13 protein-coding genes and 1 tRNA gene are annotated in these 15,326 nt (G+C 70.6%); 9 read left to right on the top strand and 5 right to left on the bottom strand.

The genetic code is table 11. The features are described 5' to 3' along the window. Positions 1-218: 218 nt before the first annotated feature. From ACQPYZ_RS12450 to ACQPYZ_RS12440, 3 genes are all read right to left on the bottom strand, one after another. Positions 219-290 (bottom strand) — tRNA-Val (locus tag ACQPYZ_RS12450). A gap of 21 nt (positions 291-311) precedes the next feature. Continuing rightward, positions 312-800 carry a peroxiredoxin gene (locus ACQPYZ_RS12445; RefSeq protein ID WP_433167644.1) on the bottom strand — a complete coding sequence of 163 codons (489 nt, stop codon included), beginning with the start codon at positions 798-800 and terminating at the stop codon, positions 312-314. Continuing rightward, positions 787-1,248, bottom strand: coding sequence for a DUF3052 domain-containing protein (locus tag ACQPYZ_RS12440; RefSeq protein ID WP_433167643.1), 462 nt, complete (start codon positions 1,246-1,248; stop codon positions 787-789). The genes ACQPYZ_RS12445 and ACQPYZ_RS12440 overlap by 14 nt, the downstream gene beginning before the upstream one ends. Positions 1,249-1,545: 297 nt before the next feature. On the opposite strand from ACQPYZ_RS12440, the gene aceE reads away from it, so the two are divergent. The 6 genes from aceE (at position 1,546) to ACQPYZ_RS12410 (ending at position 9,631) form a co-directional block, all read left to right on the top strand. Next, positions 1,546-4,275: a pyruvate dehydrogenase (acetyl-transferring), homodimeric type gene (gene aceE, locus ACQPYZ_RS12435; RefSeq protein ID WP_433169674.1), complete on the top strand. Its 2,730-nt coding sequence runs from the start codon at positions 1,546-1,548 to the stop codon at positions 4,273-4,275. 133 nt (positions 4,276-4,408) lie between these two features. Continuing rightward, the gene (locus ACQPYZ_RS12430) at positions 4,409-5,884 is read left to right on the top strand and encodes a peptide MFS transporter (protein WP_433167642.1); all 1,476 of its coding nucleotides are present in this window, start codon (positions 4,409-4,411) and stop codon (positions 5,882-5,884) included. A 70-nt stretch (positions 5,885-5,954) separates the two neighbouring features. Next, complete coding sequence (locus tag ACQPYZ_RS12425) at positions 5,955-6,278, top strand: hypothetical protein (RefSeq protein WP_433167641.1); 324 nt, start codon at positions 5,955-5,957, stop codon at positions 6,276-6,278. Further along, positions 6,275-7,369 (top strand): flavin-containing monooxygenase, encoded by a 1,095-nt coding sequence (locus ACQPYZ_RS12420; RefSeq protein WP_433167640.1) that lies wholly within the window; start codon positions 6,275-6,277, stop codon positions 7,367-7,369. The genes ACQPYZ_RS12425 and ACQPYZ_RS12420 overlap by 4 nt, the downstream gene beginning before the upstream one ends. A gap of 34 nt (positions 7,370-7,403) precedes the next feature. Next, positions 7,404-9,023 carry a LuxR C-terminal-related transcriptional regulator gene (locus tag ACQPYZ_RS12415; protein WP_433167639.1) on the top strand — a complete coding sequence of 540 codons (1,620 nt, stop codon included), beginning with the start codon at positions 7,404-7,406 and terminating at the stop codon, positions 9,021-9,023. A gap of 74 nt (positions 9,024-9,097) precedes the next feature. After that, complete coding sequence (locus ACQPYZ_RS12410; RefSeq protein WP_433167638.1) at positions 9,098-9,631, top strand: hypothetical protein; 534 nt, start codon at positions 9,098-9,100, stop codon at positions 9,629-9,631. Here the strand turns inward: ACQPYZ_RS12410 and ACQPYZ_RS12405 are convergent. Together ACQPYZ_RS12405 and ACQPYZ_RS12400 are read right to left on the bottom strand one after the other, a co-directional pair. Then, positions 9,597-10,604 (bottom strand): pirin family protein, encoded by a 1,008-nt coding sequence (locus ACQPYZ_RS12405; protein WP_433167637.1) that lies wholly within the window; start codon positions 10,602-10,604, stop codon positions 9,597-9,599. The two genes, ACQPYZ_RS12410 and ACQPYZ_RS12405, sit on opposite strands and share 35 nt — an antisense overlap. 33 nt (positions 10,605-10,637) lie before the next feature. Beyond that, entirely contained in the window at positions 10,638-11,678 is a 1,041-nt protein-coding gene (locus tag ACQPYZ_RS12400) for a PHP domain-containing protein (protein ID WP_433167636.1), read from the bottom strand. Between the two features lie 87 nt (positions 11,679-11,765). Here ACQPYZ_RS12400 and ACQPYZ_RS12395 point away from each other — a divergent pair, with 87 nt between their 5' ends. The 3 genes from ACQPYZ_RS12395 (at position 11,766) to ACQPYZ_RS12385 (ending at position 15,259) form a co-directional block, all read left to right on the top strand. Further along, positions 11,766-12,995, top strand: coding sequence for a PucR family transcriptional regulator (locus ACQPYZ_RS12395; protein ID WP_433167635.1), 1,230 nt, complete (start codon positions 11,766-11,768; stop codon positions 12,993-12,995). Positions 12,996-13,073: 78 nt separating this feature from the next. Beyond that, the gene (locus tag ACQPYZ_RS12390; protein ID WP_433167634.1) at positions 13,074-14,267 is read left to right on the top strand and encodes an acyltransferase domain-containing protein; all 1,194 of its coding nucleotides are present in this window, start codon (positions 13,074-13,076) and stop codon (positions 14,265-14,267) included. After that, positions 14,264-15,259 carry a beta-ketoacyl-ACP synthase III gene (locus ACQPYZ_RS12385; RefSeq protein WP_433167633.1) on the top strand — a complete coding sequence of 332 codons (996 nt, stop codon included), beginning with the start codon at positions 14,264-14,266 and terminating at the stop codon, positions 15,257-15,259. The genes ACQPYZ_RS12390 and ACQPYZ_RS12385 overlap by 4 nt, the downstream gene beginning before the upstream one ends. Positions 15,260-15,326 lie beyond the last annotated feature (67 nt).

Genomic DNA, 15,326 nt, shown 5'->3' with positions numbered 1-15,326 from the left:
CCGGAACGATGCCGTGACCAGGTGTTCCCGGTGCGTCATCGTGCCGACCGACAGCCGTGAACCCTACCAGCCGGGACCCACCCTGGAGGAGTCCGATCCCGGCAGCCGACGGTTAAGAATTCCACGCCCGCCCGCACCCAGCACAACGAGCGGGAAGAGATTCCGGTACGCGGCTGTGACCCGACCGCAACACGGCCCACGGACAGACGCGGAGAAGGTGGGCGAAGAGGGGATCGAACCCCCGACATCTTCCTTGTAAGGGAAGCGCTCTACCGCTGAGCTATTCGCCCGGATCCAGCGACCGGCGCAGTCTACCCGAGATCGTGGCCGAGGCCGGCCAGGGCGGCGGCGTACTCGTCCGGGTCACGGGCCTCCGGGACCGGGTTCACGACCGACCACCGGATCAGGCTGTCCCGGTCGATCACGAAGGTCCCCCGGAGCGCGCAGCCGCGCTCGGCGTCGAACACGCCGTACGACGAGGCGATCGCCCCGTGCGGCCAGAAGTCGCTGAGCAGGCCGAACTCCAGTTTCTGCGCGTCGGCGTACGCGCGCAGGGTGAACATCGGGTCGCACGAGATCGCCAGGAACTCGGCCGCCGCGAGCAGGTCGGGCCGGTCCCGCAGCGCGGTCAGCTCACTCGTGCAGACCCCGCTGAAGGCGTACGGGTAGAACACCAGGACGACGTCCCGGCGGCCGCGGAAGTCAGCCGGCCGGACCGGTTCGCCGTGCTGGTTCCGGGCGGTGAAGTCCGGTGCCCGGCTGCCGACGGCGGGGATCACGGGGCGGTCAGCGCCGACCACCCGCCGACTTGGGCACCACCAGCTTGGTGGCCGACCAGTCCTCGGACACGGTCAGGCTGCTCGTCGTCGCGAGTCCGGCCGTCGGCGCGGCCTCGGCGATGTCGCTGGCGTCGACGTACCCGTCGCGGCCGACCTTCGGGGTCAGCAGCCACACCACGCCGCCGGCCTTCAGGTCGGTCAGGATGTCGAAGAAGGCGTCGACCAGGTCGCCGTCGTCCTCCCGGAACCAGAGCAGGACGACGTCCACGACCTCGTCGGTGTCCTCGTCGACGAACTCCTCGCCGGTGACCTCCCGGATCGCGTCGCGGAGATCGTCGTCGCAGTCGTCGTCGTACCCGATCTCCTGCACGATCCAGCCGGCCTCCAGGCCGAGCCGGGTCGCAGCGCCCGGAGCACCGCTCGGCACACTGCCTCCCTTACCGTCCGCGTGGTCCGCGGTCGCGCTCACGTGTCCTCCTCCGTGGTCCCCGCTAGCCCGGGGGTAGGCGTCAGTAGCGATAGTCCATCGTGGCCTATCGCGTCGCGCAAGTATGCACGAGGGTTCCGTGACGTGTCCGGTATCCGCGTGCCGGGTCCGGTGCGTGTCCGGTGGGAGCACGCTCAGGCGACCGGATTCGGGCCCCTGTGGAAGGCGAAGTAGAACGCATTCCGAACAGGTGACAGGATTGCGGTGAAGAGCAACCAGAGAGAACGGCAGGACACCGTGGCTTCCGGACACGAACCACCAGCCATCATCACCGAGGGGATGCCCACCCAGCTCCCCGACATCGACCCCGACGAGACACGGGAGTGGGTCGAGTCGCTCGACGCGGTCCTGGACGAACGGGGCAAGGCGCGAGCGCGCTACCTGATGCTCAAGCTGATCGAGCGGGCCCGGGAGCGACAGGTGGGGGTGCCCGCGCTGCGGAGCACCGACTACATCAACTCGATCCCGCCCGAGCGCGAGCCGTGGTTCCCCGGCGACGAGCACATCGAGCGGCGGATCCGCGCCTTCATCCGGTGGAACGCCGCGGTGATGGTCAGCAAGGCCAACCGCAAGGGGCTCGAGGTCGGCGGCCACATCGCCACCTACCAGTCCGCGGCCAGCCTGTACGAGGTCGGTTTCAACCACTTCTTCCGCGGCAAGGACCACCCGGGCGGCGGTGACCAGGTCTTCATCCAGGGCCATGCCTCCCCCGGTATGTACGCGCGTGCCTTCCTCGAGGGCCGGCTGTCCGCCGACCAGCTGGACGGCTTCCGCCAGGAGGTCTCCCGCGGTCCGCACAACGGCCTCTCGTCGTACCCGCATCCCCGGCTGATGCCGGACTTCTGGGAGTTCCCGACCGTCTCGATGGGGCTGGCCGCGCTGAACTCGATCTACCAGGCCCGCTTCAACCGGTACCTGCACCACCGCGGCATCAAGGACACCAGCCAGCAGCACGTCTGGGCGTTCCTCGGCGACGGTGAGATGGGCGAGCCGGAGTCGCTCGGCGCGATCGGCCTGGCTGCCCGCGAGGAGCTGGACAACCTCACCTTCGTGATCAACTGCAACCTGCAGCAGCTGGACGGCCCGGTCCGCGGCAACGGCAAGGTGATCCAGGAGCTGGAGGCGTACTTCCGCGGCGCCGGCTGGAACGTGATCAAGGTGATCTGGGGCCGGGAGTGGGACAGCCTGCTGGCGCAGGACCACGACGGCGTGCTGGTGAACAAGATGAACACCACCCCGGACGGCCAGTTCCAGACGTACTCGGTCGAGACCGGCGAGTACATCCGGAACAACTTCTTCGGCGGTGACCAGCGCCTCCAGGCGATGGTCCGCAACCTGTCCGACGAGGACCTGCGCAAGCTGCCGCGCGGCGGTCACGACTACCGCAAGGTGTACGCCGCGTTCAAGAGCGCGACCGAGCACGTCGGCCAGCCGACGGTGATCCTGGCCCAGACCATCAAGGGCTGGACGATCGAGGCGCTGGAGGGCCGGAACGCGACCCACCAGATGAAGAAGCTGACCTCGGACGACCTGAAGGCCTTCCGCGACCGGCTCTACCTGCCGATCGAGGACAAGGACCTCGAGGACGCCTACAACCCGCCGTACTTCCACCCCGGCACCGACTCGCCGGAGTACCAGTACATGATGGAGCGGCGCCAGCAGCTCGGCGGTTCGCTGCCGGAGCGCCGGGTGAAGCCGAAGACCTCGCTGAAGCTGCCCGGTGACGACGTCTACAAGCCGCTCGGCAAGGGCAGCAACGCGCCGGTGGCGACCACGATGGCGCTGGTCCGGCTGTTCCGCGACCTGATGAAGGACCCGGAGATCGGTCCGCGCATCGTCCCGATCGCCCCGGACGAGTACCGCACGTTCGGCATGGACTCGATGTTCCCGACGGCGAAGATCTACTCGCCGCACGGCCAGCAGTACGAAGCGGTCGACCGCAACCTGCTGCTGTCGTACAAGGAGTCCGAGCAGGGTCAGCTGCTGCACGAGGGCATCAGCGAGGCCGGCGCGATGGGCTCGATGATCGCCGCCGGGACGGCCTACGCGACCCACGGCGAGCCGATGATCCCGTTCTACATCTTCTACTCGATGTTCGGGTTCCAGCGGACCGGTGACTCGCTCTGGGCGTTCGGCGACCAGCTCGGCCGCGGCTTCCTGATCGGCGCCACCGCCGGCCGGACGACACTGACCGGTGAGGGCCTGCAGCACGCCGACGGGCACTCGCCGCTGCTCGCGTCGAGCAACCCGGCCGCGGTGCACTACGACCCGGGCTTCGCCTACGAGGTGGCGTACATCGTGAAGGAGGGCCTGCGCCGGATGTACGGCTACGGTCAGGAGCAGGACGCGCCGTACGGCGAGGACGTCTTCTACTACCTGACCGTGTACAACGAGCCCGTCCCGCAGCCGGCCGAGCCGGAGAACCTCGACGTCGACGGCCTGCTGAAGGGCATGTACCGCTTCAGCGAGTACGAGACGGCCGAGGGCGACGACGTACCGCGGGTGCAGCTGCTCGGCTCCGGGGTCGCGCTGCCGTGGGTCCGCAAGGCCCAGCAGATCCTCGCCGAGGAGTACTCCGTGGCCGCCGACATCTGGTCGGTGACCTCGTGGAACGAGCTGCGCCGGGACGCGATCGCGGCCGAGGAGCACAACCTGCTGCACCCGGACGAGCCGGAGCAGGTGCCGTTCGTGACCGAGCAACTGAAGGACACCAAGGGCCCGGTGGTCGCGGTCAGCGACTTCATGCGCCAGGTCCAGGACCAGATCTCCCGCTGGGTGCCGAACGACTACACCTCGCTCGGGACCGACGGCTGGGGTCTGGCCGACACCCGGGCCGCGGCCCGGCGGCACTTCCACGTGGACGCCGAGTCGATCGTGGTGGCCACGCTGGAGATCCTGGCCAAGCGCGGCGACGTCAAGCCGGAGGTCGCCGCCGAGGCGGCCCGCAAGTACCGGATCGACGACCCGACCGCGGTCGCCGGCGTGAAGCAGGAGGGTGCCGGCGCCTGACCACCGGCGTCGAAGGACGCTGACTGCCGGAGCATCGGGAAGCCGCTCACCGTGAGGGTGGGCGGCTTCCCCGCGTCCAGGCCCTGTTACGGTCGATGAGTTGTGCAACCAAGTTGACGGGGAGTAGCCGAGGGTGTCCGCACCGCAGCCGAAGACAGTCCAGGAGAAGACCTTCTTCGGGCATCCGCGTGGGCTGATGACGCTGTTCACCACCGAGTTGTGGGAGCGGTTCAGCTACTACGGGATGCGCGCGATCCTGCTGCTGTACCTGACCGACCAGGCGCACGGTCTGGGCCTCGGCGAGTCGCTCGGGCAGGCCGTGGTGTCGATCTACGGCGCGTCGGTCTACCTGCTGAGCGTCCTCGGCGGCTGGTTCGCCGACCGGGTCTTCGGCGCCCGCCGCACGGTCCTGTACGGCGGGGTCGTGATCGTCTCCGGGCACCTGGCGCTCGCGCTGCCGACGAACGCGACGGCGTACCTCGGGATCGCGCTGGTTGCCCTGGGCACCGGCCTGCTCAAGCCGAACGTGTCGACGATGGTGGGCACGCTGTACGACGAGGGCGACACCCGCCGGGACTCGGCGTTCCCGATCTTCTACATGGGCATCAACATCGGCTCGTTCACGGCGCCGTTCGTGGTCGGGTTCCTGCGCCGGGAGTTCGGCTTCCACGTCGCGTTCGCGGCCGCCGCGGTCGGGATGACCCTGGCGCTGATCGCGTACCTGCTCGGCCGGCGGACGCTGCACGGCCGCGGTGACACCCCGCCGAACCCGCTGACCGCCGAGGACCGGCCGACGATGGTGAAGATCTCCGTCGCCGTCCTGGCCCTGCTCGCGGTCGTGTTCGCGGTGTCCGCGTGGCTGTCCGGCGGGATCGGGCCGAAGCCGGTCGTCGACGCGATCTCGTACCTGTGCTTCCTGGCCCCGATCGCCTACTTCACCATGCTGCTGCGCAGTCCGCTGGTGACCCCGCCGGAGAAGCAGCGGGTGCGCGCGTACATCCCGCTGTTCGTCGCGGCGATGTTGTTCTTCATGCTGTTCGAGCAGGCCGCGACCACGCTGACCACGTTCGCCGCCGACCGGACCGACCTGAACCTGTTCGGGGCGGAGATCTCGCCGGAGTTCTTCCAGTCAGTGAACCCGTTCTCGATCATCGTGCTGGCCCCGGTGTTCGCGCTGGTCTGGATCCGGCTGGGCGATCGCGGTCCGGGGATCGGGCAGAAGTTCGCCACCGGGTTGCTGCTGGCCGGGATCTCGTTCGCGGTGATGGCGCTGGCGTCCCAGGTCGCCGGGGACAACCTGGCGTCGCCGCTGTGGCTGGTCGCGGTCTACGTGATCCAGACCCTGGGCGAGTTGTTCCTCTCCCCCGTCGGCCTGGCCGCGACCACGGTGCTCGCGCCGCGGGCGTTCCTCAGCCAGATGATGGCGCTGTGGTTCCTCGCCCCGGCCGCCGGCCAGGCGATCACCGCGCAACTCGTGCAGGCGACCGAGGACGCCTCGGACACCGCGTACTTCGGCGGCCTGGCCGTGGTCACGATCGTGTTCGCGCTGATCCTCTACACGTTGTCGCCCTGGATCCGCCGGCACACGGACCTACGACAAACCTCGTAGCCGGCCGCGTGCGCAGGTTGCGCATTCCGTCCGACGCGCCGGGTGTCCCCCGCTCCCTACCGTCGGTGGCATGACTGGCGCAAGCGTTGCTCTTCTCGCGGGGACGATGTCCACGATCCTCTTCGCGTCGAGCGCGCTGCCGATGGTGGTCAAGGCGATCCGGACCCGCGACCTGAGGTCGTACAGCCCGGCGAACCTGGTGCTCGCGAACGTCGGCAACGCCATCCACTGCATCTACGTGGTGCACCTGCCGCCAGGACCGATCTGGGCCCTGCACGGCTTCTACGTCGTGACGTCCGCGCTGATGCTGCTGTGGTGGCTGCGGTACCACACCGGGGGGCGGTACCACTCCGGTCCGCGCGGCGTCGTCCGTGAGGAGCGGAGACTCGCATGACCACCGAAAGTATCGAGACCGTCATCATCGGTGCCGGCCAGGCCGGGCTGTCGACCGGCTACCACCTGCGCCGGCGCGGCCGGCCGTTCGTGATCCTGGACGGCAACGCCCGGATCGGCGACCAGTGGCGGGCGCAGTGGGACACGCTGCGGCTGTACACGCCGAAGAAGTACGACGGCCTGACCGGGATGCCGTTCCCCGGTGACCCCTGGTCGTACCCGACGAAGGACGAGGTCGCCGACTACATGGCGGCGTACGCGGAACGCTTCGACCTGCCGGTGCGGAGCGCGACCCGGGTCGAGCGGCTCGAGGCGCAGGACGGACGGTACGTCGTGACGACGGGCACCGGGACGATCCACGCGGACAACGTGGTGGTTGCCACCGGCACCTTCGGCAGGACGCCGTACCTGCCGGAGTTCGCCGTCGACCTGGACCCGGCGATCCGCCAGCTGCACTCGAGCGAGTACCGCCGGCCGGAGCAGCTGAAGGACGGGCCCGTGCTCGTGGTCGGCGGCTCGCACTCGGGCACCGACATCGCCTACGAGGCCGCCGGCACGCACCCGACCGTGCTGTCCGGCCGGGACCCGGGCCAGATCCCGGTCCGGCTGGACAGTTTCGGCGCGCACCTGTTCTTCCCGGTGTTCCTCTTCGTCGGCAAGCACGTGGTCACCCGGCGGACCCCGATCGGCCGGAAGGCCAAGGAGGAGATCCGGTTCCACGGCGGACCGATGCTCCGGGTGAAGCGGTCGGACCTGCTCGCGCGAGGGGTCGAGCGGGTCCACGACCGGGTCACCGGGGTCCGCGACGGGCGGCCGGTGCTGGGCGAGGACCGGGTCCTGGACGTGGCGAACGTCGTCTGGGCGACCGGGTTCCGGCAGGTCTTCGACTGGATCCGGTTGCCGGTGTTCGGTGCGGACGGCTGGCCGCTCGAGGAGCGGGGCGTGGTCACCGCGGCGCCGGGCCTGTTCTTCTGCGGGCTGTCGTTCCAGTTCGCCTTCAGCTCGATGGTGCTGCCGGGAGTCGGCCGGGACGCGGCGTACGTCGCCAAGCGGATCGCGGCCCGGCCCGTCCGGAGTCTTGCCGCCGCCTGATCGAGCGCGCATGCTCGCGAGTGAGGGGCGTGTGATGGGGATTGTCGACGATCTCGAGCGAGCTCGGGCGGCCTACGAACGGCGGGACTGGGCGACGGCGTACGAACGGCTGTCGGCCGGCGGCGACCTGCGGGCCGGCGACCTGCTCTCGCTCGCCACCGCGGCCTACCTGCTCGGTGACAACGACGCCTGCATCCGCGCCCTGCAGCGCGGCTACCGGTTACAGGTCGACGACGGCGAAGTCCTGGGCGCCGTCCGGTTCGCCTTCTGGCTCGGCCTCGTGCACAACGTCCGCGGCGAGGCGGCGGTGGCCGGCGGCTGGGCCGCCCGGGGCGAGCGGTTGCTGGCGGACCGGCCGGACGCGGTCGTCGAGCGCACCTACCTGCGCATCCACGAGTTCTACCGGTCCCTGGGGCAGGGCGACTTCCCCGGGGCGCTGCGCATCGGCGCCGAGATCGCCGACGTCGCCCGCACCTTCCACGACCCCGACCTGCTGGCCCAGGGCCTGGTCTGCCAGGGCCGGCTGCTGATGTACTCCGGCCACGTCCCGGAAGGCCTGGCCCTGCTGGACGAGGCGATGGTCGGAGTCGCGGCGGGTGAGGTGTCACCGATCTTCGCGGGCAACACGTACTGCGCGATGATCGAGGGCTGCCAGGAGGTGCTGGACTTCGCCCGCGCGTCCGCGTGGACGACCGCACTGACCCGATGGTGCGACAGTCAGCCGGACCTGGTGCCGTACACCGGGCAGTGCGCCGTACACCGGGGTCAGATCCTGCGGTTGCACGGTGCCTACGGGGAAGCCTTGGCGGAGTTCACCGACGCGTGCCGCCGGTACGCGGAGTCCGGTGCGCCGGCGGCCGCCGGACTCGCGTTGAGCGAGTGCGGCGACGTCCTGCGGGTCCGTGGTGACTACACGGCCGCCGAGGCGTCGTACGGCGAGGCGGCGGGTTACGGCTACGAGGCTCAGCCGGGTCGCGCGCTACTGCAGCTGGCGCGTGGCCGCACGTCGGCCGCCGTCGCCGCCGTACGCCGGCTGCTCGCGGAGACCGGCGATCCGGTGCATCGGTCCCGGCTGCTCGGCGGGACGGTGGAGGTCCTGCTCGCCGGTGGGTACGTCGACGACGCGGAAGCGGCCGCGGTCGAACTGACCGAGATCGCGACCGGGTTCGGCTGTGCCGGTCTCCGGGCGACCGCGGCGTACTGCTCGGCCCTGGTCGCGCTGGAGCGAGGCGATCCCGGACAGGCGTTGCCCCACGCTCGTGCGGCCACGCAGGTGTGGAGTGGGCTGGAGGCGCCGTACGAGGTCGCGCGGTCGAAGGTGCTGGTCGGACGGGCCTTCCGGCTGCTCGGTGACGAGGACTCGGCGGAGTCGGAGTTGACGGCGGCCGCGAAGACCTTCGCGGACCTCGGCGCCGGGCCGGCCCGGCAGGAGACCGAGAAACTGCTGCACCGCGACACCGCCGGCGGGCTCACGGCGCGCGAGCTCGAAGTGCTCCGGCTGGTTGCGTCCGGCAACAGCAACACCGAGATCGCGCACCGGCTCGTGCTCAGCGACAAGACGGTCGCCCGGCACCTGACGAACATCTTCACCAAGCTCGAGGTCCCCTCCCGGACCGCGGCCGCCGCCTTCGCCCGCGACCACGACCTGCTCTGAAACGCTCTCGGGAGGGAGCCGGCTCACTCTCACGGGTGAGGTCCGGGCGGGTGCTCTGATGAATGCTCGTCAGTGTGCAGACGACCGAGCTCCCCGTCCCCAGGTGGGCCCACTGGCTGGCCCACGCCATTCCGTTGATGACCCTGCCGTCCGGTCTGTGGCGGCTCGGCCTGATCGCGGGCTCCTCGATGGGCATGCTCGACGACGCCGGCCGTCCGATGTACGTCACGAGCACCGGCGAGAAGGTCTACATCGTCTTCCTGACGGTGTTCGCCGAGGCGGTCGCGTTGATCGCGTTCGGCCTGGTCAAACGCTGGGGCGAGGTCGCCCCTCGCTGGATCCCGATCATCGGCGGCCGCCCGGTGAACCCGTGGGCCGCGATCGTGCCCGCGATCCTGGGGGCGCTCGCGCTGATCGCGATCTGGACCTACGGCTTCCGCGACGTGTTCACCGCCGACTTCCTGCCCTTCGAGAGCACTGGCTGGGCCGCCCTGATGATCGCCTGCTACGCCCCGCTCCAGCTCTGGGGCCCGGCCCTGCTGGTGCTCACCTGGGCGTACTACCGCCGCCGCGTCAGCGCGCCCGCGGCCTTGCTTTCAGTGCGGTAGCGGGCAGCGCGGGCGCCGGCAGCGGGTCGCCGTCGTAGCCCGGCACCATCGGGAACCGGCCGGTGCCGCCGGCCGCGATCGCCTCCTGCCAGGCGTCCCGGGCGGCGACGACCTCCTCGTGGCTGCGGCCGATGAAGTTCCACCACATCACCAACTGCTCCTCGAACGGCTCGCCGCCGAGCAGCAGCAGCCGCGCGCCGTTGCCGGAAGCAACCAGGTCGACCGACTCCCGGCCGTCGCCGACGTAGACCATCTCGCCGAACGACGGGCTCAGGTCGCCGACCGTCACCGAGCCGTCCACGACCAGGACGGCGTACTCGTTGGACGGGGTCAGCGGGACGGTCACCGTGCGGCCGGGCTCGATGGTGACGTCGGCGCCGACGAGCGGGGTGTACGCCGGGGCGGGTGACGTGACGCCGGCGACGGTGCCGATCATGACCGTCGCCCGGGCGCCGTCGAAGTCGATCGTCGGCAGGTCGGCGTACGCGTTGAAAGCGGGCGGGGTGGTCGTCCGCACGGAGTCCGGCAGGGCGACCCACAGTTGCGCGCCGTGCAGGGTCGGCGGCGCGGTCGGCGTGGACACCTCGGAGTGCGCGATCCCGTTGCCGGCGGTCATGATGTTGAGCTCACCCGGCCGGACCATCGCGTGCGAGCCGACGCTGTCACGGTGCTCGATCTCGCCTTCGAACAGCCAACTCACGGTCTGCAGGCTCGTGTGCGGATGCGGCGGGACCTGCATCCCGCGATCCCCCGGTACGTCGTACGAGTCCACCCGGCTGGTGAGGTCGTCCGGACCGTAGTGGTCGACGAAGCACCAGGCACCGACCATCCGGCGGTTCTTGTTCGGCAGGAGCCGGCGGACCTTGGTCGTCCGGCCGAGAATCACCTCACGCGGCTCCAGGAACTCCAGCACCGGGCCGCCACCGCTGCCGACGGACACGATCTCCGCCGGGTCCTTCTCCAGGTCGCTCACCCTTCGACGATACGCCGCGGGAGCGGTGCCGGGTCAGCTGACCCAGTCGCGCAGCTCGTCCTGGTCCCAGGTGTTGATCACCCGGTCCGGCGTGACCCCGCAGTCCTCGGCCCGCTCGCAGCCGTAGACCTGCCAGTCGAGCTGGCCGGGCGCGTGCGCGTCGGTGTCGATGGAGAAGTGGCAGCCCGTTTCGACCGCGAGCGACAGCAGCCGCTTGGGCGGGTCCAGGCGCTCGGGGCGGGAGTTGATCTCGACCGCCGTACCGAACTGGCGGCAGGCCTCGAACACCACCTCGGCGTCGAACTCGGACTCCGGCCGGGTCCCGCGGCCGCCGGTGATCAGGCGGCCGGTGCAGTGGCCGAGGATGTCGACGTGCGGGTTGGCGATCGCCCGGACCATCCGCTCGGTCATCGGCTCGGCGGCCATCCGCAGCTTCGAGTGCACGCTGGCGACGACCAGGTCGAGCCGGGCCAGGATCTCGGAGTCGCAGTCGAGCGAGCCGTCCTCGAGGATGTCGACCTCGATGCCGTTGAGGATGGTGAACCCGTCCAGCTCGTCGGCGAGCTTCTTGTTCAGCTCGGCGACCACCTCGAGCTGTTGCAGCCGGCGTTCGCGGGACAGTCCGTTCGCGACCGTCAGCCGACCCGAGTGGTCGGTCAACGCCATGTACTTGTGTCCCAGGCTGTGCGCCGTCCGCGCCATCTCCTCGATCGGGCTGCCGCCGTCGGACCACTCCGAGTGCAGGTGCAGGTCCGCCTTCAGCTCCGCGCGCATCGCCGTACCGGCCGTGGTCAGGGCACCGGCCGACTCCTCCAGCCTGACCAGGTACGCCGGCGTCGTACCGTCCATCGCCTCGACGATCACGGCCTCGGTCTTCGGCCCGATCCCGGGCAGCTCGGTCAGCGTGCCGGCCCGGCGGCGGGCGCGTACCTCGGCCGCCGGCAGCGCCGCGATCGTGTCCGCGGCCCGGCGGTACGCCTTCACCCGGTGCGTCGGCTGCCGGTCGCGCTCCAGGTAGTACCCGATCGCCCGCAGCGCCGCGACCGCGTCCGCCACACCCTGCTTGTCCGTCATCACCCCATGATGGCGGACGCCCAGCCCATCACAATCCACCGCGCGCGGGCCGCTCAGGCGGGGCCACGCGTAGTGGCTGCGATTGTGATGGCGTGGCGGTCCGCCGGATATGGTCGAGGCGTGGTGACCAAGGGGCATCTGGCGCGGGCCGAGCGGCTGCAGGGCGCGACCGGTGCGCTGGCGACCGCCGCGATGGCCGCGATGGACGAGAAGCTGCCCTGGTTCGGCAAGCTGTCCGCGCAGGACCGGTCCTGGATCGGGCTGGTCGCGCAGTCGGGGATCACCGCGTTCGTCGACTGGTTCCGCGACCCCGAGGCCCACCAGGCGATGCCGACCCGGATGTTCGGCTCGGCGCCGCGCGAGTTCACCCGCGTGATCTCGCTGCACCAGACCGTCGACCTGCTCCGGACCACGATCGAGATGATCGAGACCACCATCGGCGACCTGCTGCCGCCCGAGGACGTGCCGGTGGTCCGCGAGGCGATGCAGCGCTATGCCCGCGAGGTCGCGTTCGCCGCGGCCACCGTGTACGCGAAGGCCGCCGAGATGCGCGGCGCCTGGGACGCGCGGCTCGAGGCGCTCGTCGTCGACTCGGTGATCCGCGGCGAGACCGACGAGTCCGTCCGCTCCCGCGCCTCCGCCCTCGGCTGGACCGGCGCCGGTACGTCGGGATCCGCGGAGGTGGCCGTGGTCGTCGGGCGAGCGCCGGAGTCCGAGCCCGGCAGCGCGAACGTCGCCGACGTGGTCAGGCACGCCGCCCAGCAGGCCGGTGCTGACGCTCTGTGCGCGATGCAGGGCGATCGCCTCGTGGTGGTACTCGGTGGTACGAGTAAACCTGTCGAGATCGTACAAAATCTCGCCCAGTGGTTTGGACCGGGTCCGATCGTCGTCGGACCGGTCGTCAAGGACCTGATGGCCGCCGTGACGTCGGCCCGGGCGGCCGTCGCGGGGCTGCGCGCGGCCCCCGCCTGGCCGGAGGCACCGAGGCCGGTGCACGCCGACGAACTCCTCCCCGAGCGGTCACTCTCCGGAGACGGCCACGCCCGCCGGCAACTCGCCTCCGACGTCTACGGCCCGCTCACCATAGGCGATGGCGTGCTGCTCGACACGGTGTCGGCGTACCTCGACTCGGGTGGTTCGATCGAGGCGACGGCGCGGTCGATGTTCATCCACGCCAATACCGTCCGGTACCGGTTGAAGCGTGTGGGCGAGATCACGGGCTACTCGCCGCTCAACCCGCGCGACGCTTTCACATTGCGTGTCGCACTGGCGTTGGGCCGCCTGCTCAACCCCGAGCCGGGCAGCACCGTTTTGTAGGTTTCCCACAAAGTCGGCCCGGTAGAATTCGTGCTGCCTTCCGGCCCACGGACGGCCCGGCTCAGGGAGAGTTGTCACGTGCTCGTCATCGTCGCGCCCGGTCAGGGTGCCCAGACCCCAGGATTCCTCGAGCCGTGGCTGGCGGATCCCGCGTTCGAGAGCCGGCTGCACTGGCTCTCCGCGGTGGCCGGTCTCGATCTCGCCCACTACGGCACGCAGGCGGACGCGGACACGATCCGGGACACCGCGATCGCGCAGCCGCTGCTGGTCGCGTCCAGCATGCTGGCCGCGCTGGCGGTGTTCCCGCACCCGTCGGACGCGTTCACCAAGGTCGGCGCGGTCTCCGGGCACAGTGTCGGTGAGATCGCGGCCGCGGCCGGCACCGGCGTGCTGTCCGCCGAGCAGGCCATGGTGCTGGTCCGTGAGCGCGGCAAGGCGATGGCGGCCGCCTCGGCGCTGACCCCGACCTCGATGACCGCCGTCCTGGGCGGCGACCGGGACGAGGTGCTCGCCAAGCTCGCCGAGCATGGCGTCACCGCCGCGAACGACAACGGCCCCGGCCAGATCGTCGCTGCCGGCACGGTCGAGGAGCTGGCCGCGCTGGCCGCGGACCCGCCCGCGAAGACCCGGCTGATCCCGCTGTCCGTGGCCGGCGCGTTCCACACCAAGCACATGGAGCCGGCCGTGCAGACGCTGGCGAAGTACGCGACCGCGATCAGTACGCACGACCCGCGCACCCGCCTGATCTCGAACCGGGACGGCCAGGTCGTGCACGACGGCCGCGACGTGCTGGACCGGCTGGTCTCGCAGGTCAACTCGCCGGTCCGCTGGGACCTGTGCATGCAGACGATGGCCGACCTGCAGGTGACCGGCATCCTCGAGCTGCCGCCGGCCGGCACCCTGACCGGGATCGCCAAGCGCGCACTCAAGGGCGTCGAGACGTTCGCGCTGAAGACACCGGACCAGCTCGACGACGCCCGCGCGTTCGTGGACAAGCACGGCAGCCCGTCCGAGATCGACGCGTCGCCGACCTGGCGGCTGCTGGTGGCGCCGATGAAGGGCACGTTCACCCGCGCCGACCTGACCCGCCGCGAGGCCGGTGACGCCGTCGAGGCCGGCGAGGTGGTGGCGAAGGTGCAGAGCCTGCGCGACGAGCTCGACGTCCAGGCCCCGCACGGCGGCATCGTGGTCGAGTGGCTGGTCGAGGAGGGCGACCCGGTCGCCCCCGGTCAGCCCCTGGTCCGCCTCCACCCGAACGGAGCCCAGTCATGACCGCGATCACCGCGCAGACAGGTTCGCAGTACGCCGCCGTGCTCGGCATCGGGTCGTACCGGCCGCGCCGCGTCGTACCGAACGCGGAGATCCTGGAGCACATCGACTCCAGTGACGAGTGGATCCAGACCCGGTCCGGGATCAAGGAACGGCGCTGGGCGAGCGAGGACGAGACCGTCCTGATGATGTCGGTGAACGCCGCCAAGGACGCGCTCGCGGACTCCGGTGTCGACCCGGCGCAGATCGGCTGCGTCATCGTCTCCACCGTCACGCACCTGTACCAGACCCCGGCGATCGCGACCCGGATCGCGGTCGAGGTGGGCGCCCCGACCGCGGCCGCGTTCGACGTCTCCGCCGCCTGCGCGGGCTTCTGCTACGGCATCGCGCTGGGCAACGACATGGTCCGCGGCGGCAGCGCGAAGTACGTGCTCGCGATCGGCGTCGAGCGGCTCAGCGACCTGACCGACCGCTCCGACCGCAGTACGGCGTTCATCTTCGCCGACGGCGCCGGCGCCGCGGTGATCGGTCCGGCGGACGAGCCCGGTATCGGCCCGGTCGTGTGGGGCTCCGACGGGACGCAGCACGAGGTGATCAGCCAGAAGGAGTCCTGGCAGGAGGCGGCCGGCAGCTACAACTGGCCGCACCTGCGGATGGACGGCAACCCGGTCTTCCGGTGGGCGTCGTTCGAGATGGCGAAAACCGCGCAGCAGGCGCTCGACGTGGCCGGGGTGAAGGCCGAGGAGCTCGACCTGTTCGTGCCGCACCAGGCGAACATGCGGATCACCGACGCCATGCGGCGGACGCTGAAGCTGCCCGACCACGTCAAGGTGGCCCGCGACATCGAGCGGCAGGGCAACACGTCGGCCGCCTCGATCCCGCTCGCCATCACCGCGATGCGCGAGGCGGGCGAGGCCAAGAGCGGCGACCTCGCGCTCATCATCGGCTTCGGCGCCGGCCTGGTGTACGCCGCCCAGGTCATCCGGCTGCCGTAGCCGTCCTCCATAGTTGTCCGGGGCGGCTCAGGTGGCCGGCCCCGGCTGTTGCAAGCAAGAGAATCCG

Source organism: Kribbella sp. CA-247076, assembly GCF_050942445.1.
Classification (GTDB): domain Bacteria; phylum Actinomycetota; class Actinomycetes; order Propionibacteriales; family Kribbellaceae; genus Kribbella.
Note: the sequence above shows the minus strand (reverse complement) of the source record. Positions and strands in the feature narration are given on the sequence as shown.

Bases quoted from the DNA above. Each gene is read 5' to 3' on its own strand.
- ACQPYZ_RS12415 (WP_433167639.1), top strand. From the start codon at position 7,404: ATGGGGATTGTCGACGATCTCGAGCGAGCTCGGGCGGCCTACGAACGG.
- ACQPYZ_RS12395 (WP_433167635.1), top strand. From the start codon at position 11,766: ATGGCGTGGCGGTCCGCCGGATATGGTCGAGGCGTGGTGACCAAGGGG.
- ACQPYZ_RS12425 (WP_433167641.1), top strand. From the start codon at position 5,955: ATGACTGGCGCAAGCGTTGCTCTTCTCGCGGGGACGATGTCCACGATC.
- aceE (WP_433169674.1), top strand. From the start codon at position 1,546: ATGCCCACCCAGCTCCCCGACATCGACCCCGACGAGACACGGGAGTGG.
- ACQPYZ_RS12420 (WP_433167640.1), top strand. From the start codon at position 6,275: ATGACCACCGAAAGTATCGAGACCGTCATCATCGGTGCCGGCCAGGCC.
- ACQPYZ_RS12400 (WP_433167636.1), bottom strand. From the start codon at position 11,678: ATGACGGACAAGCAGGGTGTGGCGGACGCGGTCGCGGCGCTGCGGGCG.
- ACQPYZ_RS12385 (WP_433167633.1), top strand. From the start codon at position 14,264: ATGACCGCGATCACCGCGCAGACAGGTTCGCAGTACGCCGCCGTGCTC.